This window comes from Caulobacter endophyticus (assembly GCF_029543245.1).
In the GTDB taxonomy this organism is placed as follows: Bacteria; Pseudomonadota; Alphaproteobacteria; order Caulobacterales; family Caulobacteraceae; genus Caulobacter; species Caulobacter endophyticus_A.
In genome coordinates, this window is sequence record NZ_JARQWV010000026.1 from 50,941 (window position 1) to 76,078 (window position 25,138).

Here is a 25,138-nt window from a genome sequence, read left to right on the forward strand (position 1 = left end):
CGCCGCTCCCGCCCCGGCAAGCCGGCCTCCGGACAAGCTGCACGGATCCCTCACGAAGATTGCAAATCCCGCCGCTCGCGGCTGCACCCGAGTGTGACGACAAGAGAGATCACCTGCTTTCGAGCCCCAAGGAGATCCTCCCATGTCCGCTCAAGACGTCGGCGCGCCCAAGCCCCGCGTCGCCTCCGGCGCCCGCCGCGCCCGGTGGTTCCCCATCCTCTGCGAAGCCTTCGCCCTGGGGCTGCTGCTCCTGGTGGCCCTGGCCGGAACCGGCCGCGCCGCCGAAGTCGCCGAGCCGGCCGCTCCCCCGGCTTCTGGCGGCCTGATCATGCGCGCCAAGGGCGGCGACCAGGTGGTCGAGGCCGTGCGCCTGGGAACCGACATCGACATGACCGTCAGCGGCCTGACCGTGCGCGGCCGCGTCACCCAGGCCTTTCGCAACGACACCGGCCATTGGGTCGAGGCGGTCTATGTCTATCCCCTGCCCCAGGACGGCGCGGTCGACACCCTGAAGATGGTGGTCGGCAAGAAGGTGATCGTCGGCGAGATCAAGAAGCGCGCCGAGGCCCAGGCGATCTACGAGGCGGCCAAGGCCCAGGGCAAGAAGGCCGCCCTGGTCGAGCAGAACCGCCCCAACATGTTCACCAACGCCGTCGCCAACGTCGCGCCGGGCGAAACCGTGCTGGTGCAGATCGAATACCAGGCCCCCATCGCCGTCTCGGCCGGCGAGTATTCGCTGCGCATGCCGCTGGTCGTGGCCCCGCGCTATATCTCGCCCGGAACGGCGCCGACGCCCGAGGGCCGCGCCAAGATCGTCGATCCGAAGGTCGCCGGCGCGATCAACCCGGTCACCCTGACCGTTCACCTGCGCGCGGGCTTTCCGCTCGGCGCGGTAGCCAGCGCCACCCACACCGTCGACGTCCGCGACGAGAAGGGCGGCAAGACCATCACCCTGGCCAAGGGCCAGGCGCCGGCCGACCGCGACTTCGTGCTGACCTGGAAGCCGGTCCCGCTGGCCGCGCCCAGCGTCGCCCTGTTCCGCGAGAAGGTCGCCGGCGCCCAGTACGTGCTGGCCCAGGTCACCCCGCCGATCGCCGCCCGGGGCGGCCCGCCACCGGCCCGCGACATCGTCTTCGTCATCGACAATTCCGGCTCGATGGGCGGGGAGTCGATGCGCCAAGCCAAGGCCGGCCTGCTGTACGGCCTTTCGAACCTCAAGCCCGGCGACCGCTTCAACGTCGTGCGCTTCGACGACACCCTGACCGTGCTGTTCGAGGGCAGCGTCGCCGCCGACGCCGCCAACCTGACCCGCGCCCGCAAGTTCGTCTCGGGCCTGGAAGCCACCGGCGGCACCGAGATGGTCCCGGCCATGGCCGCCGCCCTGCGCGACGACAGCGAACGTGACGACGGCCGGGTGCGCCAGGTGGTGTTCATGACCGACGGCGCGATCGGCGACGAGCAGGGCCTGTTCGACGCCATCACCGCCGGCCGTGGCCGCTCAAAAGTGTTTATGGTCGGCATCGGCTCGGCCCCCAACAGCTACCTGATGAGCCGCGCCGCCGAGTTGGGCCGTGGGACCTTCACCCACATCGGCTCCACCGACGGGGTCGAGGAATCCATGCGCGCCCTCTTCGACAAGCTGGAAAGCCCGGTGGCCACCAACCTCGTGGCCCGCTTCGAGGGCACGACTTCCGACGCCGCCCCCGCCGTGCTGCCCGACCTCTATCGCGGCGAGCCGGTCACCCTGGCCGCCCGGGTGGAAGACCTGGACGGCGTGCTGACGCTCAGCGGCGTCATCGACGGTCGCCCGTGGCAGACCAGGATCCGCCTGCGCGACGCCGAGGCCGGCAAGGGGATCTCCAAGCTGTGGGCCCGCCGCAAGATCACCGACGCCGAGGTCGCCCGCAGCCTGGCGCAAATCACCGAGGACGAAGCCGACGCGCGGGTGCTGAAGCTGGGCCTCGACCATGGCCTGGTGACCAGCCAGACCAGCCTGGTGGCGGTCGACAAGACCCCCGCCCGCCCGGCCGACACCCCGCTGCTGCGCAGCGACCTGCCGCTGAACCTGCCGACCGGCTGGGACTTCGACGCCCTGTTCAACCGCAAGGCCGCCAACGGAAACGCCGACGCCCCGGCCGATCCCGAGCAGCAGGTCGCGCAGTTGGACCTGCCGCAGACGGCCACCGACGCGCCGATGCTGATCCTGACGGGCCTTGGCCTGATGGCGCTCGCCCTGATGCTCGGCGCCGGCGGCTGGGCTTTGGGTCGGCGGAAGGTCACGACGTGAGCAGGCTGGCCGATCTCCTGGGAGCCGCCCGCCGGCGGCTCCCCTTCCTGCTTCCGGCCCTGGCGGCCGGAGGCCTGGGCCTGGCGCTCTGCGGCCAGGGCCTGTGGATCAACGCCAAGGCCGCCCTGGCCCAGGTGCTCTTGGAGCGGGCCTTCGACCAGAGCCTGCGTGAAGGCGGCGCGCCGGTTCGCCCCTGGAGCTGGGCCGACACCTGGCCCACGGCCCGCATCGTCTTCCCGCGCCAGGGCGAGCGGGTCATCGCCCTGGACGGCGCCAGCGGCCAGGCCCTGGCCTTCGGTCCCGGACACGTGGCCGGCACGCCGCAGGCCGGCGACCGGGGCACGGCCGTCTACGCCGCCCACCGCGACACCCACTTCGCGGTGTTAGGCAAAGTTAGGCCCGGCGACCCGATCCTGGTCGAGCGCGCCGACGGCAAGGTCGCCCGCTTCGAGGTGGTCGGCGCCAAGGTCGTGCGCTGGGACGCTTCGGGCGTGGACCCCCGCGCGCCCGGACGGAGCCTGGCCCTGGCCACCTGCTGGCCGCTGGAGGCCAAGGCTCGCGGGCCGATGCGCTACGTGGTCATGGCCAAGCCCGTCGAGGCAAGCTTGACCTTGTCCGACCTAGACGATCTCAAAGGTATGACCACCTTGACACGATAGGCCTTACCTCGTAGCCGTTCACTCCTGTGACCGCTACCAGTCGTATCGCCGCGCAACGGCGGACGGCGGCGGTCGTGAGGAAAAGCGCAATCCCAAAAGCGCCAGGGGAGTGAATCGATGTCGTCCAGCCACCGCACGCGCGGAATCCGCCAGGTCCTGATCGGGGCCACTTGCCTGACCACCGCCCTCGTCGCCCTGCCGGCCCTGGCCCAGACGGCGCCCGCGCCGCAGGCCGCCGAGCCCGACGCGGTCGAGGAGGTCGTCGTCACCGGCTATCGCAAGAGCCTGGCCGACGCGACCAATGCGAAACGCGAGAGCGTCGCCTTCACCGACTCGGTCTTCGCCGAGGACATCGGCAAGTTCCCCGACCTCAACATCGCCGAGTCCCTCAACCGCATCCCCGGCGTCCAGCTGACCCGCGAGATCAACGGCGAGGGCCTGAACGTCACGATCCGGGGCCTGGGCACCAACTTCACCAAGATCCTGCTGAACGGCTCACAGATCGCGGTGGCCTCGTCGGGTCGCACCGACAGCCAGAACCAGAACCGCGAGGTCGACCTCGACCTCTTCCCGACCGAGCTGTTCACCCGGCTCGACGTGCACAAGACCCCGACGGCCGGCATGGTCGAGGGCGGCGTCGCCGGCGTGGTCAACATGCGCAGCGCCCGCCCCTTCGACTACAAGGGAGGCGGCCAGCTGATCTATTCGCTGCAGGCCGGCAAGAACAACCAGGACGACGACATCAGTCCGCGCGGCTCGCTGATCGCCTCGAAGACCTGGGAAACCCCGATCGGCGACTTCGGCCTGCTGGGCGGCGTCGCCATCGCCCGGGTCAAGAGCACCACCACCGGCTTCGAAAGCGTCGGCTGGTCGAACGCCAACATGACCTGCACCGGCTGCAACGCCACCGGCGGCAACAACTTCAACTGGGCCTCGACCGTGCCGGCCGGCGTCACCTCCAACGGCCTGACGCCCGGGCAGACGGTCGACAACGCCCTGCTGGCCGCGCTGAACCCCGGCACGACCCTGCAACAGCTGTCCGACGCCCAACTGCCGCGCCTCGGCCGTGACAGCTGGAGCTCGGGCGAGCGCGACCGCGACTCCTACGTCCTGTCGGCCGAGTGGCGGCCCAACGACCAGCTGAACGTCTATTTCGACACCCTCTATTCGAAGGGCAGCCGCTCGTTCGAGCGCATCGACATGAACTGGGTCGTGCGCAACTCCAACTTCATGGTCCCGGTGGGCGTGAAGGTGAACGGCGAGGGCGTGGTCACCGAGGGCACGTTCCTGAACTCGCAGTTCTTCCTCGAGTACCGCCCCTACGAGGAGGACGTCGAGGTCCTGAACCTCAACCCCGGCTTCACCTGGCGCCCCAACGACTGGATCAAGCTGGACGGCCAGGTGAACTGGAGCCGCAGCGTCTTCTTCCGCGAAGCGCCGACGGTGCTGTTCAACACCCCGCTGAACTCGGGCCTGAACGTCACCTACGCCAACGGCGGCGGCGACTATCCGTCGATCAAGTCCAACAAGGACCTCAACGACCCGGCCCTGGGCTGGGTGTGGGCCGGCGGCCGCGTCAACGTGCAGGCCGAAAAGCGCGTCACCCAGACCAAGGGCGCCCACTTCGACCTGACCCTGGGCGACGACAAGGGGACCAACTTCAAGTTCGGCGTCGCCTATGACGACGTCGGCCGCACGATCACCGCGCTCGACAATTCCGCTCGCTGGCAGGCCTTCACCTGCGGCGGCGGCGGGGTGACCCCGCAGAGCCCGGTTCCGGCCCCGGTCCCGGCCTGCGACGGCCGCGCCGGCTCGGCCATCACCCAGGCCAACCTGGCCAGCTACATCCAGCAGGGTCCGCTGGGCTTCATCACCTTGGACAAGGACCGGTTCTTCGCCGACAGCAACTACCAGGCCTTCCTCGACAGCGCCCCGTTCTCGGCGGCCGCCGCCACCGGCGCGGCCTCGGGCCTGATCCGCGAGAAGACCACCGGCGCCTATGTCGAGGTCAATGGCGCGACGCAGGTTCTGGACCGCGACCTGCGCTTCAACCTCGGCGCCCGCTACTACTCGACCGACCAGACGATCGAGGGCCCGCAGACGGTCAACGGCGTGCTGTCGTTCCTGTCGCGCACCAGCAACTATGATGGCCTGCTGCCCTCGTTCAACGTCGCCTGGAACCTGCGCGAAGACCTGATCGTCCGCGCCTCGGCCTCGCGCACGGTGACCCGCCCCAACCCCAGCGCCATGCTGCCGGGCACCACCTTCGCCGATCCCTCGGCCCAGCAGGCCAACCAGGGCAATCCCAACCTTCAGCCCTACACGTCCAACAACTTCGACATCGGCGGCGAGTGGTACACCGGCGGCGCCGGCTATATCGGCGTGGCCCTGTTCCGCAAGGAGCTGACCGGCTTCACCGTCAACGGGACCAACACCATCCCGTTCAGCCAGCTGGGCGTGCCCTTCGACCAGCTGACCAACCTGCAGCAGCAGGCGATCAACAACCGCGGCGGCCCGGACGCGGCGACGGTCACCGTGCAGCAGCAGGTCAACGCCGACGGCGTGCTGACCATCCTGGGCCAGGAGGTCACCTGGGTGCAGCCGCTGGACTTCCTGCTCGACGGCGCCGGCTTCACCGCCAACGCCACCCACGTGGAGCAGAACGCGCGCGGCAACGGCGCCCCGGCCCAGGCCGTCGGCATCTCGCCGTGGACCTACAACGTCACCGGCTACTACGAGAAGCACGGGGCCACTGTGCGGCTGTCCTACGTCTGGAACGACGCCCAGATCTCGTCTGGCCCCGGCCAGAACGGCATTCCGGTCGCCACCATCAACACCGACGCCCGCGGCCAGTGGGACCTGTCGGCCAGCTACCAGTTCGACAAGCTGCCGACCCAGCCGCGCGTCAGCCTCGACATCATCAACATCACCGAGGAGGCCCAGCGCAGCCCGTTCCAGTGGGACAGCGCCGCCTACACCTACTACCAGCCCGGCCGCCAGATCATGCTGGGGATCCGAGGGAAGTTCTGACCACCTTCACAAGCTTCGCGTGGCCGACCTTCCCAGCGCCATGCGGTTTTGGCGGCGCATCCTCCCCGGGTGCGCCGCTTTTTTTGACCATCGTTCGCAAATACGCTCTAGGTTGCGACCATGGACTTCGAGCCCGGCCCACCTTCAGAAACGCCCACCGAACCGCCCGCCAAGCGCCGGGGCCCCGGCCGACCGCGCGACCCGGAGGTGGAAAAGCGCCTCAAGCGCGCGGCGCTGGAGGTGCTGGCCCAGCACGGCATGTCGGGCCTGACCCTGGAGAAGATCTGCGACAAGGCCGGCGCCCCGCGCGCCACCTTCTATCGCCGCTGGGCCACGCCCATGCAGGCGGTCGGCGAGGCCTTCAACGAGGCCTTCCTGTTCGAGACCCTGCCCGACACCGGCGACGTGGTCAGCGACCTCGTCGCCCTCGGCCAGGCCATGGTCGACCTCTATAACGACCCCGTCGTCGGGCCATGCATGAGCTTCCTGATCGCCGAGAGCCGCGTGCGGCCCGAGCTCTTTCAGAACGGCCAGGAGGACTTCCAGCGCCGCCGGGCCTACAACCGCCAGGTCGTCGAACGCGCCATCGCCCGCGGCGAGATCCCCGCCGACACCGACGCCGACCTGATCATCGACGCCCTCAGCGGCCTGGCCCTCAACAACCAGGCCACCCGCAGACCCCTGACGCCGCAGATGATGGAGTTCGTGGTGCGGCGGCTGCTCTCCCTATGATCCCTCTCCCCCTGCGGGAGAGGGTGGCCTCCCGAAGGGAGGTCGGGTGAGGGGTCGCACCGCCCCTCAGCGCCGCGCCAGCCTGACCGCTGTCGCGGCGTTTTCCATTTGAGAGACCCCTCATCCGTCGACTTCGTCGACACCTTCTCCCGCAAGGGGAGAAGGATCACTTGCACACTTGAAAACAAACCAACCAAGCGGTATCTTACGCATCTCCCTACCCGAGGTGTCGCTTGTCCATCCCCGCTTCCACCTACGCTTTCCTCGCCGGCGCCATCGTCGCCGAGGTGGCCGGCACCACCTTCCTGCAGAAGTCCGAGCAGTTCACGAAACTGCTGCCCAGCCTGGCCACCGCCGGCCTCTACGCCCTGGCCTTCTTCCTGCTGTCGCTGGCGCTGAAGCACATGCCGCTGGCCGTCGCCTACGCCATCTGGAGCGGGGTCGGGATCGTGCTGACCGCTGTCATCGGCGCCGTCCTCTTCCGCCAGATGCTCGACCTGCCGGCGATGATCGGCATCGGCCTGATCGTCAGCGGCGTGGTCGTCGCCCAACTGTTCTCGCGCACCCTGGGGCACGGATGAACACCACCGCCTACAACCGTCCCAAGCAGCCCGAGCAGGTGCGCCGCGCCCTGCTGGAGGCGGCCGTCGCCCTGGCCGAAGAGCAAGGCCTGGGCGGGATCACCGTCCAGGCGGTGGCCGAGCGCGCTGGCGTCACCAAGGGCGGGCTGTTCCACCACTTCGCCAACAAGCAGGCCCTGATCGACGCCGTCTTCGACTTCATGCTGGAGCAGATGGAGGAGACGCTGGACCGCCTGATGGCGCAGGACAGCGGTCACGGCTGCTTCACCCGCGCCTATGTGGTCTCGACCTTCGAGTGCTGCGACCAGGCGCTGAGCGGCCAGGCCCTGACCATCTCGATGGTCACCGACCCGGCCCTGCGCCGCCGCTGGGGCAAATGGATCGACGATCGCCTCGTGCGCCACGCCGACACCGATTCCGACCCACGCCTGCGCGTCGTGCGCCTGGCGGCCGACGGCTACTGGTTCGCCCGCGTCCTGCACGAAGGCGACCACGGCAGCGAGACGCCGCAGGTCCTGCAGGCGCGCCTCATCGCCATGACCCGGGAGGCTTGAGGATGGGCTTCTTCCGCACCCACTGGGCGCTGCTGGCGACCGAAACGGACGAGACGGCGCAATCCGCCCCTCTCCCAGAGGGAGAGGGAGGGGCCCAGGCCCAAGCCTGGGAGGGTGAGGGGTTAGGGACCGAGGACGGCGCGCCGGAACACAGGCCGGCGGCGTAACCCCTCATCCTCCCACGCCTACGGCGCGGGCCCCTCCTTCTCCCTATGGGAGAAGGTTGATCCCCCTCAGAACAGCACGCCCTTCTCCAGCATGCCGTGCACGCCCTTCTCGCCGTTCACCGTCTGGGTGACGCGGAAGTCCACGGCCAGCGAGCAGAACTGATAGGCCTGCACGCGGGTCAGGGCCGAGCGGGCGCAGATGAAGTCGATCATGCCGCGCAGGGCCTGCTTCATGGCCAGGTCCAGGTCCTCGTTGAAGCCCATGACGATGTAGTGGGTGGGCGTCTCGGCGCGGGGCCAGGTCGCCACGCCCACGTCGGCCGCCTTGTGCAGGATGAAGCTGAAGGTGCCGGTCAGGCCCATCTCCAGGGCGTTGACGCAGACCTCGCCGTCGCCTTGGCGGCCGTGGCCGTCGCCGGCCGAGAAGTTGGCGCCCGGAACCCAGACCGGCAGGAACAGCGTCGCGCCCGCGCCCAGCTCCTTGTTGTCCATGTTGCCGCCGTGCTCGCGCGGCTCGCGGCTGGAGAGGCGCCCGTACTTGGACGGCGGGGCCACGCCCATGGTGCCGAAGAACGGACGCAGGGGCAGCTGCGGCCCCCATTCCGGCTTGCAGACCCCGCGCGCCTTGTCGACGGCGATGTGGCTGACATAGCGGTCGGGGAAGTCTTCCGGGATCGTGCCGGCCAGCGGCCGCACGGCGCAATAGCCCCAGTCGTTGTTGGGCTCCACCGCCTCGATGCGCACCTCCAGGGTGTCGCCCGGCTCGGCCCCGGCGACAGCCACGGGTCCCGTGAGAATGTGCGGCCCGATCCGGTCCAGCCTGGCGTCGTGGATCGCCTGCAGGGCCGGCGGAATGGTCAGCCACGACTCCGGCCCCGGCATCACCTCGGGTCCGCCGGACACGCAGTCGAAGGTGACGCTGTCGCCCGGCTGGATGGTCAGGACCGGATCGAAGGCCGCGTCGAAGATGCCGAAGCGGACGGTTTCCGGAGTGGAGGCGAGGTGGTGATGCATGGCGAAGCGGGGACCGAAGGCTTGAAACGGCCTCCAGTCTCCGACCGCGTCGCCGCCGGGACGAAGCGCCGGCCCACGCCCGCGCCCCGCTTTGCGAAACCTGCCTCCGCTCTGGGCGCCGGCTGCACCGAGGTCGCGCATTCGGCAGGCGATCGCCCTAGCTTAAGCGCTTGAAAAACCCGCGCTGGCGGCGTTATCGTCGGCTGGCTATGAAGTATTCAATTACTTCCTAGCGTGAGTGACTTCCCATGTCGGGCGGCGATCTGTCGGCCTTCCAAAACCTCACCGACGCCAAGGTCGCCGCCTATCTGGATCGCCGCAGCGCCGAGCTTGGCCTGCCTGTTCCCGAAAGCTGCCGCGCCGGCGTCGCCGAGAACCTCGCCCTGCTGCGCGACCAGACCGCGCTGTTCGCAGGGCTGACGGATCCGTCCCCTCCCGTGGAGGCGTTCGAGCCATGAGCTTCGACACCATCCAGGGCCTGGGCCAGGCGCTGCGCGAAGGCCGCACCACCGCGCGAGAGGTCACTCAGCGCACCCTCGCCGCCGCCCGCGCCGAGCCGTTCAACGCCTTCACCGCCATCTTCGAGACCGAAGCCCTGGCCCAGGCCCACGCCGTGGACGCCGCCTTCGCCGCCGGCGTCGACCTCGGCCCGCTGGCCGGCGTGCCCTTCGCGGTCAAGAACCTGTTCGACGTGGCCGGCCACGTCACCCTGGCCGGCAGCAAGATCCGCCGCGATGCGGCCCCCGCCTCTGCCGACGCCACCGCCGTCGCCCGGCTGAAGGCCGCCGGAGCCGTGCTGGTAGGGGCGCTGAACATGGACGAGTTCGCCTACGGCTTCGTCACCGAGAACGCCCACGACGGCCCCACCCGCAACCCGCATGACCCGGCCCGCATCGCCGGCGGCTCGTCGGGCGGCTCGGCCGCCGCCGTCTCCGGCGGAATCACGCCCCTGACCCTGGGCTCGGACACCAACGGCTCGATCCGCATTCCCGCCGGCCTGTGCGGCGTGTTCGGCATGAAGCCGACCCTGGGCCGGCTGTCGCGGGCAGGAACCTTCCCCTTCGTCCATAGCCTGGATCACATCGGCCCGTTCGCGCGCACGGCCGCCGACCTCGCCGTCGCCTACGACGCCCTGCAAGGGCCCGATCCGCGCGACGAGCTGTCGCCGCCGGTGGCCGATCCGCTGTCGGGACGCCTCGACGCCCTGGCCGAACGCCCCTTGCGCGTCGGCGTGCTGGGCGGCTGGTTCCAGCAAGGCGCCTTCCCCGAGGTGGTCGAGGCCCTGGAGATCGTCGCCGACGCCCTGCAGGCCCGCCGCGACGTCGAGCTTCCCGGCGCCCAGGCGGCCCGCGCCGCCGCCTTCGCCATGTCAGCGTCGGAGGGCGGCCACCTGCACTTCGACGACCTGGCCGCCCGCGCCCTCGACTACGACCCGGCCGTGCGCGACCGCCTGCTGGCCGGCGCCCTGCTGCCGGACGAGGTGGCGCAGGCCGCCCAGCGCTATCGCCCCGTCTTCCGCGACGCCGCCCGCAAGCTGTTCGAGGACTTCGACCTGCTGCTCGCCCCCGTCGCCCCCTGCCCGGCTCCGCCGATCGGCCAGGCGACCATGGAGCTGGCCGGCGCGCAGGTGTCGGTGCGCAAGACGCTGGGCGCCTACACCCAGCCGATCAGCTATATCGGCCTGCCGGTGATCGCCGCCCCGGTGAACCGTCCCGGCAAGCCGCCCGTCGGCGTGCAGCTGATCGCCCCGGCCTGGCGCGAGGACCTGGCCTTCGCCGCCGCCCTGCGCCTCGAGCGCGCCGGGGTGATCGCCGCCCATCGCCCTCCGGAGTTTAGAACATGATCATCAACGACCCGGAGGTGCTGGCGCAAGTGACCGCCGCCGTCGACGCCTACGAGACGGCCCTGATGACCAACGACGTCGAGGCGCTGGACGGCTTCTTCCGCGACGCGCCGGAAACCGTCCGTTACGGCGTCGCCGAGAACCTCTACGGCTTCGCAGAGATCGCCGCCTTTCGAATCGGACGGGCCGGCGGCTCGCCGCTGCGCGAGCGCCTGCGGACCGAAATCACCACTTTTGGGCGTGATTTCGCGATCGCCAACGTCGAATTCCTCAGAACCGGGGCAAAACAGCCCGGACGCCAGAGCCAGACCTGGCTGCGCACCGAGAACGGCTGGAAAATTGTGTCGGCGCACGTTTCCCTGCTTCAGGGCGGCGCCGACCAACGCCTTGCGCCATAAGCGACAGAAGCTCCGACCAAGGACAATAAGTAAGTATGTCCTGACTTATGATCTAGTTTTGGGCGCCCGTGTCGCAGCGTGGTCAAATAGTGACAGCCCCAGAACAAACTTCACGGAGTCGATACCGAGTCGTCATCAAGCCTTTTGATTTCAGCGACGCCATTGTGCATTGCACCCCGCAACCGGCTCCTCCACCGGTGTTCGAAGGGGATTTCGACATGACCAATCAAGCCAAGCTGCGCTCCGGCGCCGCGTTCGGCGCTCTCCTGCTGGCCGCCGCTGTCGCGGCCCCGGCCTTCGCCCAGGACGCAGCCGTCGCCCTCGACGACGTGATCGTCACCGCCCAGAAGCGCTCGGAAAATATCCAGGACGTGCCGGTCTCCGTCGCCGCCGTCTCGGGCGAGAAGCTGGCCTCGATCTTCGCCGCGGGTGAAGACGTCCTGGCCCTGTCGAGCCGCGTCCCCGGCCTCTACATCGAAAGCTCCAACGGCCGCGCCGCCCCGCGCTTCTACATCCGGGGCCTGGGCAACGCCGACTTCGACCTGGCCGCCTCGCAGCCGGTGTCGGTGATCATGGACGACGTCGTTCTTGAGAACGTCGTGCTCAAGTCCTCGCCCGTCTATGACGTCGAGCAGGTCGAAGTCCTGCGCGGCCCGCAAGGCACGCTGTTCGGCCGCAACACCACCGCCGGCATCGTCAAGTTCGACACGGTGAAGCCCAGCGAAGACTTCCGCGCCAACGGCACGGCCACCTACGGCTCGTACGGCTCGGCCACCTTCGAGGGCGGCATCGGCGGCGCCATCGTCCCGGGCAAGCTGGCCGTCCGCGCCTCGGCCCTGTACCAGCACCGCGACGACTACATCGACAACAGCTTCACCGGCGTGAAGGACGCGCTGGGCGGCTACGACGAGAAGGCCGCTCGCCTCCAGATCCTGGCCACCCCGACCGAGGACACCTCGATCCTGGCCATCGCCCACACCCGTTCGCTGGACGGCACCGCGGCGGTCTTCCGCGCCAACATCCTCACGGCCGGCAGCAACAAGATCAATTCGAACTTCGACCGCGACAAGGTCAGCTACAACGGCGGCGCCAACAACCCGCAGGAGTACGACTCGACCGGCGTCTCGCTGAAGATCGACCACGACTTCGGCGGCGTGAAGCTGACCTCGATCAGCGCCTACGAAACCGCCAAGGGGCGCAGCCGCGGCGACATCGACGGCGGCGTGGCCGGCGTCGGCCCGGGCTTCATCCCGTTCGACTCCGACACCCAGGACTCCATCGGCGACCTCGACCAGGTCACCCAGGAAATCCGCCTGGCCAGCGACACCGACGGCAAGCTGGCCTGGCAGGTCGGCGCCTACTACTTCAAGTCGGCCTTCACCGTTTCGACCAACCCGTTCTTCGTCGCCCCCAGCACCCTGGAGCACAAGAACACCTCGTGGGCCGTGTTCGGCCAGGGCACCTACCAAGTCACCGACGCCCTGAAGGTGACCGCCGGCGTCCGCTGGACCGACGACGACAAGGACATGGAAGTCCTGTCCTCGCCGTTCGGCGCCTCGGCCCCGGTGTCGGTCTCCGACAGCCAGGCCAGCTGGGACCTGTCGGCCTTCTACGCCGTCAGCGACGACGTCAGCGTCTACGGCAAGGTGGCCCGCGGCTTCCGCGGTCCGTCGATCCAGGGCCGCGACATCGCCTTCGGCAGCCCGGCCTCGGTCGCCCAGTCGGAAACCATCCTGTCGTGGGAAGCCGGCGTTAAGAGCGAGCTGTTCGAACGTCGCGTCCGCCTGAACGGCGCGGTGTTCACCTACACCATCGACGACCCGCAGTTCAGCGCGGTCGGCGGCGGCAGCAACTCCAACCGCCTGATCAACGCCAAGAAGGGCGAGGCCTACGGCGTCGAACTCGACGGCGAGTGGAAGGTCACCTCGAACCTGCTGCTGACGGCGGGCTACAGCTACAGCCACACCAAGATCAAGGACTCGGGCCTTGCCGTGGCCGTCTGCGCCCAGTGCACCGTGACCGACCCGCTGAACGGCGCCGGCCAGGCCCTGGTCAACGGCAACCCGTTCCCGAACGCGCCGGAGTACATCCTGAACTTCGGCGCCCGCTACAACGTGCCGGTCGGCGCCAACGGCGAACTCTTCGCCGAAACCGACTGGTTCCGTCAGGGCTACACGAACCTCTTCCTCTACGAGAGCAAGGAGTTCAACAGCAAGGACACCTTCGAAGGCGGCCTGAAGCTGGGCTACGCCCGCACCGACGGCGCGTATGAAGTGGCCGTGTTCGCCCGCAACATCACCAACGAGGTGAACCTGCGCGGCGGCATCGACTTCAACAACCTGACCGGCTTCGTCAACGAGCCGCGCGTGGTCGGCATCTCGCTGAGCGCCCGCCGCTAAGCGAACCAAAGCTTGAAGCAAACGGCGGCCCGGGCGTTGAAAAACGCCCGGGCCGTTGTCGTTTTGACATGCCCGCGCCGCCTGGGACGGCTAAGGTCATCGGCTTTCCCGGCCTTCCGCCGGGCTCGCAGACAAGAAGACCGATGACGACCAAGATCATCTTCGACACCGATCCCGGCATCGACGACGCCATGGCCCTGCTGTTCATCGAGGCCAGCCCGGCGCTCGACCTGGTGGCCGTGACGACCGTGTTCGGCAACGCCGACATCGACACCACCACCCGCAACGCCCTCTATCTGAAGCAACGCTTCGGCCTGACCGCCCCGGTCTACAAGGGCACGGACAAGCCGCTGGTGCGTCCGCGCAACCCCTCGCCCACCTTCGTGCACGGCGAGAACGGCCTGGGCGACGTCGAGCTGACGGGCCTGGTCGCTGCCGAGCCCGAGGCCAAGCCGGCCTACCAGGCGATCATCGACATCGCCCGCGCCAATCCCGGCGAGATCACCCTGGTCGCCGTCGGCCCGCTGACCAACCTGGCCTTGGCGCTGCAAGCCGATCCGGAAGTGGCCACCCTGCTCAAAGGCGTGGTGATCATGGGCGGCGCCTTCGCCGTCGCCGGCAAGCCGGGCAATGTCACGCCCGTCGCCGAGGCCAACATCTGGAACGACCCGGAAGCCGCCGACCGCGTGTTCACCGCCCCCTGGCACGTCGCCGTCATCGGCCTGGACGTCACCACCCAGGTGATCATGACGCCCGACTTCATGGAGGCTCTGGAAGCCTCGGCCGGTCCGGCGGGTGAGTTCCTGAACGCCATCTCCAAGCCCTATGCGGCCTTCTACGGCGGCCGTGACGGCATCGTCGGCTGCTGCGTCCACGACGCCGCCGCCGTGGCCTATGTCATCGACGAGAGCCTGTTTGAAGTGCGCCGCGGCTCGGTCCGCGTGGTCACCGAGGGCATCGCGCTCGGCCAGACCCTGCAAAAGGTCGAAGGCGAACTCTTCGGCCCGTCGGCCTGGGACGACCAGCCGATCCACAGCGCGGCGATCGCCGTGGATGCCGACCGCCTGCTGGCGCTCTATGCGCGCACGATGAACGGGGTGGTGGCTTAGGCGTCAAGACCCTCCCCCTGAAGGGGGAGGGTCTTGGCATAGGCCTCTTCTACTTCCTGTACCGCTCCACGCCCGCCAGGTACGTCCGGGCCACCACGCGGTCGTCGCCCAGCACGGTGAGGGCGAACAGGCGGTCCTCCAGCCCCTTGGCCGCCTTCAACCGCCTGGCCAGCAGCGGCGTCGCGGCCAGGTCCAGCACCAGGAAATCGGCCTCCTTGCCGGGGGCCAGGTTGCCGATGCGGTCGTCAAGGTCCAGCGCCCCCGCCCCGCCCAGCGTGGCCAGGTAGAAGGCGTGGAACGGATCCAGCGCCTGCCCTCTCAACTGGCCCACCTTGTAGGCCTCGCCCAGGGTATGAAGGATCGAGAAGGTCGTGCCGGCGCCGACATCGGTGCCGATGCCCACCTTCACCCCGTGCTGGCAGGCGGTCGGCAGCGGGAAGAGGCCCGAGCCCAGGAAAAGGTTCGAGGTCGGGCAGAACGACACCGCCGCATCCTTGGCCGCCAGACGCTGGAAGGCCTCGCCCTGCAAGTGGACGCAGTGGGCGAACACCGAACGCTTCTGCACCAGGCCGAACCGTTCGTAGACGTCCAGATAGTCGCTCGCGCCGGGGAACAACTCGGCGGTCTCGACGATCTCGCGCGGGTTCTCCGACAGGTGGGTCTGCATCCAGACGCCGGGGTTCTCGGCCAGCACCTGGCCGGCCATTTCCAACTGGGCGTCGGTGCAGCTGATGGCGAAGCGCGGCGTCACGGCGTAGCCCAGCCGCCCCTTGCCGTGCCAGTCGGCGATCAGGGCCTGCATGTCGGCCCGCGCCCCCTCGACCGTGTCGGTCAGGCCGGGCGGGGCGTTGCGGTCCATCAGCGCCTTGCCGGCGATCAGCCGCATGTCGCGCGAAAGGGCCTCGGCGAACAGGGCGTCGACCGAGCCCTTGTGCACCGAGCCGAACACCAGGGCCGTCGTGGTGCCGTTGCGCAGCAGCTCGTCGACGAAGAAGGTCGCCGTCTCGCGGGCGTGCTGCGGATCGGCGAAGGCCGCCTCGGCCGGGAAGGTGTGCTGCTCCAGCCAGTCGAGCAGCTGCGCGCCATGGGCGGCGACGATGTCGACCTGCGGGAAATGGATGTGGGTGTCGATGAAGCCCGGCGTGATCCAATGGCCCGTCAGGTCCTCGACCGGAACATCGGCATAGGCCGGCGCCAGCGCGGCGTGGTCGCCGCACGCGACCACCCGGCCTTCGCTGACGACCAGCAGGCCGTCCTCGTGGAAGGCCACGGCCTCCCCGTTTTCCGTCGGATCTCCGGTCAGGTGGAGGATCGACGCCCTAAACGCTTGCACAAACACCCTCGTCGTTGCGGGCCTGCGCCGCTTCTAGCCGCATCAAGAGGTCGGCTGCTACCGAGACGGCGATCACCTCGGGGGCCTTGCTCTTCAGACCCGCCAGGCCGATCGGACAGGTCAGGCGGTTCAGCGCCAATTCGGAAAATCCGTCGTCGCGCAGCCGGTGCATGAACCTGGCCCGCTTGGTCTTCGAGCCGATCAGACCGAGATAGGCAAAGCCGCCGCCGGCCAGCCCGGCCGAGGTCAGGGCATAGTCCAGGGCGTGGTCGTGGGTCAGGATCAGGCCATAGGCCTGCGGCGTCGCGCCCATGGCCAGGGCCGCCAGCTCGGCCGGCTCGCGCACGACGACGCCGGGGATCTCCGCCGCCTCGGCCCGGCTGTCGTACCAGAACAGCTTGAACGGCAGCGGCGCGAAGGCCCGGGCGATCGCCTGGCCCACATGGCCGGCGCCGAACAGCAGCAGCGGCCGGCGCGGGCTCTCGCTGCGCTCGACCAGCTCGTCACCAAGCTCGGGACGCGCGCCGCGCGCGGCGGCCGGCGCCCCGCCCAGGCGGACGGCCGGCGGATCGGCGTCCAGGGCCGCGATCGGGGCGATCGTCTTGGTCAGCAGGCCCGGATCAAAGCGCGTGCGCAGCTCGAACGGCTGGTCGGCGTCCATCCGCCGCGCGGCTTCCGTCAGCCAGTCGCGGCTGGCCGCCTCGACCCGCTCGATCATCAGCCGCACCCGGCCGCCGCAGCACTGGGCCAGCAGCGGCCCCAGCGGATAGTCCTGGATGGCGAAGGCGGCCTGCGAGCCGGTCAGCATCCGCCGCGCCTGGCTGGTCGCCTGATGCTCCAGATTGCCGCCGCCGATCGTGCCCGACTGGCCGCCTTCCCAGACCACCATCTTGGTCCCCGCCTCGCGCGGGGCCGAGCCCTCGGTGGCCAGCACGGTGACCAGGGCGGCGTTATCGTTCGCGTCGAGGCGTGACAGGGCGGCGCGGGCCCAGTTCTTGTGGGCGGAGATCATGGCGCGCGCTCAAGACCCCTCTCCCATGGGGAGAGGGAGGGGCCCGCCGCGTAGCGGTGGGAGGGTGAGGGGGTAAGACGGTCGAAGGTGTAACCCCTCACCCTCCCACGCCTGACAGCGTGGGCCCCTCCCTCTCCCTTTGGGAGAGGGGTAAGGAGGACGACCTCACGCACCTGCCCGCCTCCGCACGTCTTCCACCGCCGTCAACACCGCCTCCGGCGTCGCCGGCGCATCGAGGTTCGGCATCACCCGGTGATCCGCCACCGAGGCCACCGCCCGGGTGATCGCCGAGAACACCGAGATCGCCAGCATCAGCGGCGGCTCACCCACGGCCTTGGAGCGGTGGACGGTCGGCTCGGCGTTGCGGCCGGGCTCCCACAGCTTGACGTTCAGCACCTTGGGCCGGTCGCCGGCCGTCGGGATCTTGTAGGTCGAGGGGGCGTGGGTCTTCAGCACGCCCTTGGCGTCGTAGACCAGCTCTTCGGTCGTCAGCCAGCCCATGCCCTGGATGAAGCCGCCCTCCACCTGGCCAAGGTCGATGGCCGGGTTCAGCGAGCGCCCCACGTCGTGCAGGATATCGGCGCGCAGCACCTTGGTCTCGCCGGTCAGGGTGTCGATGACCACCTCGCTGCAGGCCGCGCCATAAGCGAAGTAGTAGAACGGCCGTCCCCGGTGGGTCTTGCGGTCGTAGGCGATCTTGGGCGTGGCGTAGAAGCCGGTCGCCGACAGCGAGATCCGCGCCAGATAGGCTTGGCGGCAAAAATCCGGGAAGCTCAGGATCTCGCCGCCGATCCGCACGCCCTCCGAGGTGAAGGCCACCTGCGAGGGATCAACGCCCCACTTCTCGGCCGCGAAGGCCGTCAGGCGTCCCTTCAGCTTGCCCGCCGCATCCAGCACCGCCATGCCGTTGAGGTCGGCGCCCGAAGAGGCCGCCGTGGCCGAGGTGTTGGGCACCTTGTCGGTGGTGGTCGAGGTGATCTTCACCCGGTCGAGCGGAACCTGGAACGCCTCGGCGGCCACCTGAGCGACCTTGATGTAGAGCCCCTGCCCCATCTCGGTGCCGCCGTGGTTCAGCATGATCGAGCCGTCGGCATAGATGTGGATCAGCGCGCCGGCCTGGTTGAGGTGGGTGGTCGTGAACGACACCCCGAACTTCACCGGCGTCAGGGCCATGCCCTTCTTCAGGATCGGGTTGGCGGCGTTGAAGGCGTCGACCGCCCGCTGCCGGGCCTCGTAGTCGCAGGATTTCGCGAGCTCTTCGATCAGCTCCGGCGCGATGTTGTCCTCCACCACCTGATAGTAGGGGGTGAGGTTATGGCCGCCGCCATAGAGGTTGCGGCGACGCACCTCCAGCGGATCCAGACCGGCGGCCTGCGCCACCGCATCCATCACCCGCTCGATCGCCGCCATGCCCTGCGGACCGCCAAAGCCCCGGAAGGCGGTGTTGGAGACGGTGTGGGTGCGATAGCGGTGCGAGACGATCTCGACCGCCGGCAGATAGTAGGCGTTGTCGGCGTGGAACATCGCCCGGTCGTTGATGGCCGGCGACAGATCCGTCGTCGCCCCGCAGCGCGAAGAGAGCTCCAGCCGGATGCCCTGCAATCGCCCCTCGTCGTCGAAGCCGACGTCGTAGCCGACCTCGAAGTCATGCCGCTTGCCGGTCATGACCATGTCCTCGTCGCGGTCGGGGCGGCACTTGGCCGGACGGCCGGTCTTGACCGCCACCAGGGCCGCGGCCGCCGCGAACAGCGAGGCTTGCGTCTCCTTGCCGCCGAAGCCGCCGCCCATGCGGCGCACCTCCACGGTGACGGCGTGGTCGGGGCGGCCCAGCACGCGGGCGATCAGGTGCTGCACCTCGGTCGGGTGCTGGGTCGAGCACCAGACGTGGACGTCGCCCTCCTCGCGCGGCGTGGCCAGCGAGGCCTGGCCCTCGAGATAGAAGTGGTCCTGGCCGCCAATCGCGAACCGGCCCTGGATGCGGTTGGGCGCGGCTTCCAGCGCGGCGGCCGCATCGCCGCGCGCCATGCGCTGGCTGGCCTCGATCTTCAGATCAAGGGCTGAGGCGTCCGTGATGCTGATCGCCGCCGGCAGGTCCTCGTATTCGACGACGGCCTTGGCCGCGGCGGCGCGAGCGGCGGCGATCGAGGTGGCGGCCACCGCGAACAGGCTCTGGCCGACGCAATAGACCTCGCCTTGCGCGAACAGCCTGTCGTCGTGGATCACCGGGCTGACGTCGTTCTCGCCGGGAATGTCGTCGGCGGTCAGCACCCGCACCACGCCGGGCGAGGCGCGCACCGGCGACAGGTCCATCGACACGACCCGCGCGTGGGCCCGGGTGCTCATGCCCAGGTGCACGTGCAGCATCCCGGCCGGCTCAGGCAGGTCGTCGACATAGATCGCCGTGCCGGTCACGTGGCGCAGGGCGCTGTCGTGCGGAACCGAGGCGTGCACGCCCTGGAACGGGGTGACTTTGACCGAAGCGCCGGAGTCAGCCATGGGCCGCCTCCGCCAGCACGCTGGTCGCCACGCCAGGCTCAGCGCTTTCGATGAAGGCGCGGATCAGCAGGTTGCGCGCCGTGGTGGCGCGATAAGCGGCCGAGGCCCTCATGTCCGACAGCGGGGTGTAGTCCTCGTCCAGCCTGGCGGCCGCCGCCTCGACGCTCTCGCGCGTCCAGGGCGATCCGATCAGCGCCGCCTCGCAGGCATCGGCCCGCCTGGGCGTGCCGGCCATGCCGCCGAAGGCCACCCGCGCCTCGATCACAACCCCGTCGACCACGGTGATGGCGAAGGCCGCGCAGACCGCCGAGATGTCCTGGTCGAAGCGCTTGGACAGCTTGTAGACCTTGAAGATCTGGCCGGCCGGGCCGCGCGGCACGATCACCGCCTCGACGAACTCGCCCGGCTGGCGGTCCTGCTTGCCGTAGGCGATGAAGAAGTCCTCCAGCGGGATCTCGCGCACCTGCTCGCCTCGCCGCAGCACCAGCCGCGCGCCCAGCGCGATCAGGGCCGGCGGCATGTCGCCGATGGGCGAACCGTTGGCGATGTTGCCGCCGATCGTGCCGCTGTTGCGCACCTGGGTCGAACCCAGCCGCCGCATCATGTCGGACAGGCCCGGATAGCGGGCGCTCAGCGTCTCGATGGCCTCGACATAGCGTACGCCCGCGCCGATCCGCAAAGCGTCGCCCACCCGGCCGATGGTCTTCAGCTCCGGCACGCGGCCGATATCGATCAGGGTCTGGGGCGGCTTGCGCAGTTTGGTCACCCACAGGCCGACGTCCGTGGCCCCGGCCACGAAGGCCGCGTCGGGATTGGCCTCGGCGGCGGCGGCCAGTTCGGCCAGGCTGCGCGGGGCCAGCCAGCGGCGGGTAACGCCGCGCACGGGGTCTTCGTGGGCCAGGGTCAGCATGGTCTGGCGCTGGATGGCCTTCAGCGGCGCGGCCACGTCGGGCGCGGGCTCGCGCACCACCTCGTGGGCGGCCTCCAGGATCGGCCCATAGCCGGTGCATCGGCAGAGGTTGCCGGCCAGCACGTCCTCGACCGGCGCGCCGGCCCCACAGGCGCCGACGGCCCGGCCATACAGCGACATGACGATGCCCGGCGTACAGAAGCCGCATTGCGAGCCGTGCTTGTCGATCATCGCCTGCTGCACCGGATGCGGCTTGCCCGCGCACCCCGCCACGGTCTGGGTCGAAAGGCTCTCGACGGTCATCACCGCCTTGCCGTCCAGCATCGGCAGCAACTGGATGCAGGCGTTGACCGCCCGCCAGTTCACCGGATCCAGATCATCGCCGGTGGTCAGCTCGCCCACCAGCACGGTGCACGAGCCGCAGTCGCCCTCCGCGCAGCCTTCCTTGGTCCCCGTCCGCCGCAGCGGCCCGCGCAGATGCTCCAGCAGGGTGGTGGTCGGATCGACGCCCGCCGCCTCCTGCACCTCGCCGTCCAGCAGGAACCGGATCGCGCCCATCTCAGCTGCCCCGGTAGGTGGAGTAGCCGAACGGCGACACCAAGAGCGGCACGTGGTGGTGCTGAGCCGCGTCGGCCACGGCGAAATCGATTGTCACCACGTCGAGAAACGGCGGGTCGGAGACCTTGGCGCCGCTGGCGGCGAAATAGGCGGCGACCTCGAACTCCAGGCGATAGCCGCCGACCTCCAGGGCCTCGCCCTCGACCAGCCGCGCCCGCCCGTCGGCGTCGGTGCTCGTGGCCTTCAGCAGCACCGGCGGACCTTCGACCCGGCGGTAAACGCGCACCGCCACCCCGGCGGCCGGCCGGCCGGCGGCGGTGTCGAGGATATGGGTCGTCAGGCCGCTCATGGTTCGCCCTGCGTCGTCGTGGTCATCATACGCTCTTTCGCCTCCGGTTCGGAGGCTGGAACCGTGCGGGCCAGGTGTCCAGCCTCGCCGCCGCCCGCGCCGTCATGTCGCTTCGCAACGGCCCGGTTCGCCCAGCAGGACGGCGCCTCGCGCCCGCCGATTGAGCGTATATAAGTCTTTTATTACTTACCAGCCGCTCGACCCAAGGTCGTCTGGCGGCCCTAACCGACGCGCCAAGGCCGCAGAATCACAAAAAATGGGCCGTCGACGCTGCGTAAGGTTGGAAATACGCGGCCAACCCCGGTAGCTACACGGCCAGACGGGCCGCGAGCGTTCCTCTTCCCAAACGAACGCGAAAAGACGGCTCGCTTCACAGCGCTGCGCAGAACACCCGCGAAGGATCGATGATGGACGAGGATTTCCGTAAAGCCGCCCTGGACTATCACCGGCTGCCGCGGCCCGGAAAACTGCAGATCGAGGCCACCAAGCGGATGGCCACCCAGCGCGACCTCGCCCTGGCCTATTCTCCCGGCGTCGCCGCCCCCTGCGTGGCCATCGCCGAAAACGCCGACCTGGCCCGCGACTACACCGCCCGCGGCAACCTGGTGGCCGTGATCTCCAACGGCACCGCCGTGCTGGGCCTGGGCGACATCGGCCCGCTGGCTTCCAAGCCGGTGATGGAAGGCAAGGCCGTCCTCTTCAAGAAGTTCGCCGGCATCGACGTCTTCGACATCGAGGTCGACGCCAAGGATCCCGACCGCTTCATCGAGGTGGTGGCCGCGCTCGAGCCCACCTTCGGCGGCATCAACCTGGAAGACATCAAGGCTCCGGAGTGCTTCGTCATCGAGCGCGCCCTGCGCGAGCGGATGAACATCCCGGTCTTCCACGACGACCAGCACGGCACCGCCATCGTCTGCGCCGCCGCCGTCCGCAACGCCCTGCTCGTCCAGGGCAAGCAGCTGAAGGACGTCAAGCTGGTCACCTCGGGCGCCGGCGCGGCGGCCCTGGCCTGCGTCGACCTGCTGGTTTCGATGGGCCTGCCGGTCGAGAACGTCACCCTCACCGACATCAAGGGCGTGGTCCACGCCGGCCGTGATCCGGACATGCCCGAGAACATGGCCCGCTACGCCCGTCCGACCGACGCGCGCACCCTGCCCGACGTGCTGCCCGGCGCCGACATCTTCCTGGGCCTGTCGGCCCCGCGCGTCTTCAAGCCTGAATGGCTGCCCCTGCTGGCCGAAAAGCCGCTGATCCTGGCCATGGCCAACCCGGATCCGGAAATCCTGCCCGAACTGGTGCAGGCCGCCCGCCCCGACGCCATCATGGCCACCGGCCGCAGCGACTATCCCAACCAGGTCAACAACGTCCTCTGCTTCCCGTTCATCTTCCGCGGCGCGCTCGATGTCGGCGCCTCGGAGATCAACGAGGCGATGAAGGTGGCGGCCGTCGAGGCCATCGCCGAGCTCGCCCGCGCCGAGGCCAGTGAAGTCGTCGCCTCGGCCTATGGCGGCGCGGCCCCGATGTTCGGCGCCCAGTACATCATCCCCAAGCCCTTCGATCCGCGCCTGATCCTGCAGATCGCCCCGGCCGTCGCCCGCGCGGCCATGGACAGCGGCGTCGCCACGCGCCCGATCGAGGACTTCGACGCCTACCGCGCCGAGCTGGAGCTGTTCGTCTACCGCTCGGGCCAGCTGATGCGTCCGGTGTTCGAGCGCGCCCGCAAGGCCACCAAGGCAGCCAAGGTCCGCGTCGCCTACGCCGAGGCCGAGGACGAGCGCGTCCTGCGCGCCGTGCAGACCGTGGTCGACGACGGCCTGGCCGCGCCCGTGCTGATCGGCCGCCGCGACGTCATCAAGGCCAAGGTCGCCGAGATGGGCCTGCGCCTGGACCTGGGCGGCGGCGTCGAGATCCTCGACCCGCTGGCCGACCATGAGGTGTTCGAGCCGATCGTCGGCCAGTACCAGAACCTCGTCGGACGCCGCGGCGTGCCGCCGCTGGCCGCCAAGCGCCGCGTCGAGGGCCGTCGCACCGTCGCCGCCTCGATGCTGCTGCAGACCGGCCAGGTCGACGCGGCCCTGGTGGGCGGCAGCGGCGACTGGTGGCAGCACATGACCTACGTGCTGCCGATCATCCCCAAGCGCGAGAATGTCGGCCGGGTCTATGCGATGTCGTCGCTGATCCTCGACAACGGCACGCTGTTCTTCTGCGACACGCACGTCAATGTCGAGCCGACCGCCGAGCAGATCGCCGAGATGACCCTGCTGGCGGCCGAGTCGGTGCGCCGCTTCGGTCTCACGCCGAAAGCCGCCCTGCTGTCGCACTCCTCGTTCGGCGCCAGCAACTCGCCGACCGCCCGCAAGATGCGCGAGGCCCTGTCGATGGTGCGGGCCGCAGCCCCGGAGCTGGAAGTCGACGGCGAGATGCACGCCGACGCCGCCCTCTCCCAGGCCCTGCGCGACCGCCTGGTGGGCGACAGCACCCTGAAGGGCTCGGCCAACCTCCTGGTCATGCCCACCCTCGACGCCGCCAATATCAGCCTCACCCTGCTGACGGCCGCCACCGAAGCCCTGCTGGTCGGTCCAATCCTGCTCGGCATGAGCCGGCCGGTGCACGTGCTGACCCCCAGCGTCACCGCCCGCGGCATCGTCAACATGACCGCCCTGGCCGTGAACCAGGCCGCCGCCGAGCGCGCCGCGGCCCAAGGCCTCTGATCCTCCTCCCCGGCGGCTCGCGCCGCCGGGGCCTTCAGAACGCAGAAAGGCCCCGCCGGAGCCTCCAGCCATCCCAGGGATGAACGGAGGCCCCAGCGGGGCCTTCTTGCATTCAGGCGTCAGGCGCCGACCGCGAAGCGATCGGCGCGCGTGAGGCTTAGAGGATGCGCAGGTTGCCGGCCGAGGTCTTGCCCGAGCGACGGTCTTGCTCGAGCTCGTAGCCGACTTGCTGGCCTTCGTTCAGGCCGCGCAGGCCGGCGCGCTCGACGGCCGAGATGTGCACGAAGATGTCGCCACCGCCGTTGTCCGGCTGGATGAAGCCGAAGCCCTTGGTGCTGTTGAACCACTTCACGACGCCCGTACCGGCTTCGCCGGTGCCGCCGCCGCCGCCGTAGCCGCCGCCGCGCGGGGCGTCGAAGCTGCGTTGCGGACGACGCGGAGCGCCGCCGGCCGGAGCGGCGCCGTGGCCGGTCACACGCAGGTTGCCGGCCGAGGTCTTGCCCGAGCGGCGGTCCTCTTCCAGCTCATAAGCCACTTGATCGCCTTCGTTCAGGCCCGACAGGCCCGAACGTTCAACCGCGGCGATGTGGACGAACACGTCCTGGCCGCCGTCCTCGGGCTGAATGAAGCCAAAGCCCTTGGCCGGGTTGAACCACTTAACGACACCGTTCGCCATCTTATCCTCAAAACCTCAATCGACGGGCCAATTGCCGGCCCGCGTCCTTCCACAGCAACTCATGACGCAAAACTGCGGCACGCGCTATGGCCTTTGCACGGAGAATATGGACGGGAAGCGGCCGCAGGCCAGAAAAATTCGCGCGCGGAGGCCGCCCTGTCGCCAAAATACCACTATGAGTGGTAAATCGCGGCATGAAAAAAGGCCGATACGAACCGTATCGACCTTAAAAAACGCCTGCGGAAGTTTGGGTGCGGGGACAGGATTTGAACCTGTGACCTTCAGGTTATGAGCCTGACGAGCTACCGGGCTGCTCCACC

20 protein-coding genes and 1 pseudogene are annotated in these 25,138 nt (G+C 69.3%); 12 read left to right on the top strand and 9 right to left on the bottom strand.

Annotated elements, in window-relative coordinates; all coding sequences use genetic code 11:
- Window positions 1–142: 142 nt before the first annotated feature.
- The 6 genes from P7A99_RS21125 to P7A99_RS21150 all read left to right on the top strand — a co-directional run bounded on the left by P7A99_RS21125 (window position 143) and on the right by P7A99_RS21150 (window position 7,843).
- Window positions 143–2,287, top strand: coding sequence for a marine proteobacterial sortase target protein (locus tag P7A99_RS21125; RefSeq protein ID WP_277795720.1), 2,145 nt, complete (start codon window positions 143–145; stop codon window positions 2,285–2,287).
- Window positions 2,284–2,946 carry a class GN sortase gene (locus tag P7A99_RS21130; protein WP_277795721.1) on the top strand — a complete coding sequence of 221 codons (663 nt, stop codon included), beginning with the start codon at window positions 2,284–2,286 and terminating at the stop codon, window positions 2,944–2,946. Before P7A99_RS21125 ends, P7A99_RS21130 begins: the two co-directional genes overlap by 4 nt.
- Before the next feature lie 117 nt (window positions 2,947–3,063).
- Complete coding sequence (locus tag P7A99_RS21135) at window positions 3,064–5,976, top strand: TonB-dependent receptor (protein WP_277795722.1); 2,913 nt, start codon at window positions 3,064–3,066, stop codon at window positions 5,974–5,976.
- A 120-nt stretch (window positions 5,977–6,096) separates the two neighbouring features.
- A complete protein-coding gene (locus P7A99_RS21140) occupies window positions 6,097–6,708 on the top strand; it encodes a TetR/AcrR family transcriptional regulator (protein WP_277795723.1) in 612 nt (203 codons plus the stop codon).
- 233 nt (window positions 6,709–6,941) lie between these two features.
- Window positions 6,942–7,289, top strand: coding sequence for a DMT family transporter (locus P7A99_RS21145; RefSeq protein ID WP_431307698.1), 348 nt, complete (start codon window positions 6,942–6,944; stop codon window positions 7,287–7,289).
- Window positions 7,286–7,843 carry a TetR/AcrR family transcriptional regulator gene (locus P7A99_RS21150; protein WP_277795724.1) on the top strand — a complete coding sequence of 186 codons (558 nt, stop codon included), beginning with the start codon at window positions 7,286–7,288 and terminating at the stop codon, window positions 7,841–7,843. The genes P7A99_RS21145 and P7A99_RS21150 overlap by 4 nt, the downstream gene beginning before the upstream one ends.
- Before the next feature lie 233 nt (window positions 7,844–8,076).
- Here P7A99_RS21150 and P7A99_RS21155 read toward each other — a convergent pair whose 3' ends face one another.
- Window positions 8,077–9,024 carry an acetamidase/formamidase family protein gene (locus P7A99_RS21155; RefSeq protein WP_277795725.1) on the bottom strand — a complete coding sequence of 316 codons (948 nt, stop codon included), beginning with the start codon at window positions 9,022–9,024 and terminating at the stop codon, window positions 8,077–8,079.
- 248 nt (window positions 9,025–9,272) lie between these two features.
- Here P7A99_RS21155 and P7A99_RS21160 point away from each other — a divergent pair, with 248 nt between their 5' ends.
- The 5 genes from P7A99_RS21160 (at window position 9,273) to P7A99_RS21180 (ending at window position 14,773) form a co-directional block, all read left to right on the top strand.
- A complete protein-coding gene (locus tag P7A99_RS21160) occupies window positions 9,273–9,482 on the top strand; it encodes an AtzG-like protein (RefSeq protein ID WP_277795726.1) in 210 nt (69 codons plus the stop codon).
- Window positions 9,479–10,867 (top strand): AtzE family amidohydrolase, encoded by a 1,389-nt coding sequence (locus P7A99_RS21165; protein WP_277795727.1) that lies wholly within the window; start codon window positions 9,479–9,481, stop codon window positions 10,865–10,867. The genes P7A99_RS21160 and P7A99_RS21165 overlap by 4 nt, the downstream gene beginning before the upstream one ends.
- Window positions 10,864–11,265: an oxalurate catabolism protein HpxZ gene (gene hpxZ / locus P7A99_RS21170; RefSeq protein ID WP_277795728.1), complete on the top strand. Its 402-nt coding sequence runs from the start codon at window positions 10,864–10,866 to the stop codon at window positions 11,263–11,265. Before P7A99_RS21165 ends, hpxZ begins: the two co-directional genes overlap by 4 nt.
- Before the next feature lie 218 nt (window positions 11,266–11,483).
- Entirely contained in the window at window positions 11,484–13,664 is a 2,181-nt protein-coding gene (locus tag P7A99_RS21175; protein WP_277795729.1) for a TonB-dependent receptor, read from the top strand.
- Between the two features lie 143 nt (window positions 13,665–13,807).
- Entirely contained in the window at window positions 13,808–14,773 is a 966-nt protein-coding gene (locus P7A99_RS21180) for a nucleoside hydrolase (RefSeq protein WP_277795730.1), read from the top strand.
- Between the two features lie 49 nt (window positions 14,774–14,822).
- Here P7A99_RS21180 and guaD read toward each other — a convergent pair whose 3' ends face one another.
- From guaD to uraH, 5 genes are all read right to left on the bottom strand, one after another.
- Window positions 14,823–16,106, bottom strand: coding sequence for a guanine deaminase (gene guaD / locus P7A99_RS21185; RefSeq protein ID WP_277795731.1), 1,284 nt, complete (start codon window positions 16,104–16,106; stop codon window positions 14,823–14,825).
- A complete protein-coding gene (xdhC, locus tag P7A99_RS21190) occupies window positions 16,093–17,118 on the bottom strand; it encodes a xanthine dehydrogenase accessory protein XdhC (protein ID WP_277795732.1) in 1,026 nt (341 codons plus the stop codon). Before xdhC ends, guaD begins: the two co-directional genes overlap by 14 nt.
- A gap of 165 nt (window positions 17,119–17,283) precedes the next feature.
- The gene (gene xdhB / locus P7A99_RS21195) at window positions 17,284–19,614 is read right to left on the bottom strand and encodes a xanthine dehydrogenase molybdopterin binding subunit (protein ID WP_277795733.1); all 2,331 of its coding nucleotides are present in this window, start codon (window positions 19,612–19,614) and stop codon (window positions 17,284–17,286) included.
- Window positions 19,607–21,082 carry a xanthine dehydrogenase small subunit gene (gene xdhA / locus P7A99_RS21200; RefSeq protein ID WP_277795734.1) on the bottom strand — a complete coding sequence of 492 codons (1,476 nt, stop codon included), beginning with the start codon at window positions 21,080–21,082 and terminating at the stop codon, window positions 19,607–19,609. Before xdhA ends, xdhB begins: the two co-directional genes overlap by 8 nt.
- A 1-nt stretch (window position 21,083) precedes the next feature.
- Window positions 21,084–21,431 carry a hydroxyisourate hydrolase gene (gene uraH, locus P7A99_RS21205; protein ID WP_277795735.1) on the bottom strand — a complete coding sequence of 116 codons (348 nt, stop codon included), beginning with the start codon at window positions 21,429–21,431 and terminating at the stop codon, window positions 21,084–21,086.
- A 407-nt stretch (window positions 21,432–21,838) separates the two neighbouring features.
- Here uraH and P7A99_RS21210 point away from each other — a divergent pair, with 407 nt between their 5' ends.
- Window positions 21,839–24,142: an NADP-dependent malic enzyme gene (locus tag P7A99_RS21210; RefSeq protein WP_277795736.1), complete on the top strand. Its 2,304-nt coding sequence runs from the start codon at window positions 21,839–21,841 to the stop codon at window positions 24,140–24,142.
- Window positions 24,143–24,299: 157 nt separating this feature from the next.
- Here the strand turns inward: P7A99_RS21210 and P7A99_RS21215 are convergent, their stop codons facing one another.
- From P7A99_RS21215 to P7A99_RS21225, 3 genes and pseudogenes are all read right to left on the bottom strand, one after another.
- Window positions 24,300–24,494, bottom strand: coding sequence for a cold-shock protein (locus P7A99_RS21215; RefSeq protein WP_233245359.1), 195 nt, complete (start codon window positions 24,492–24,494; stop codon window positions 24,300–24,302).
- A gap of 120 nt (window positions 24,495–24,614) precedes the next feature.
- Window positions 24,615–24,818, bottom strand: a pseudogene (locus P7A99_RS21220) (cold-shock protein); the annotation flags it as partial.
- Window positions 24,819–24,902: 84 nt separating this feature from the next.
- On the bottom strand, window positions 24,903–25,138 hold a 236-nt coding region (locus P7A99_RS21225), incomplete at its 5' end, for a hypothetical protein (RefSeq protein WP_277795737.1).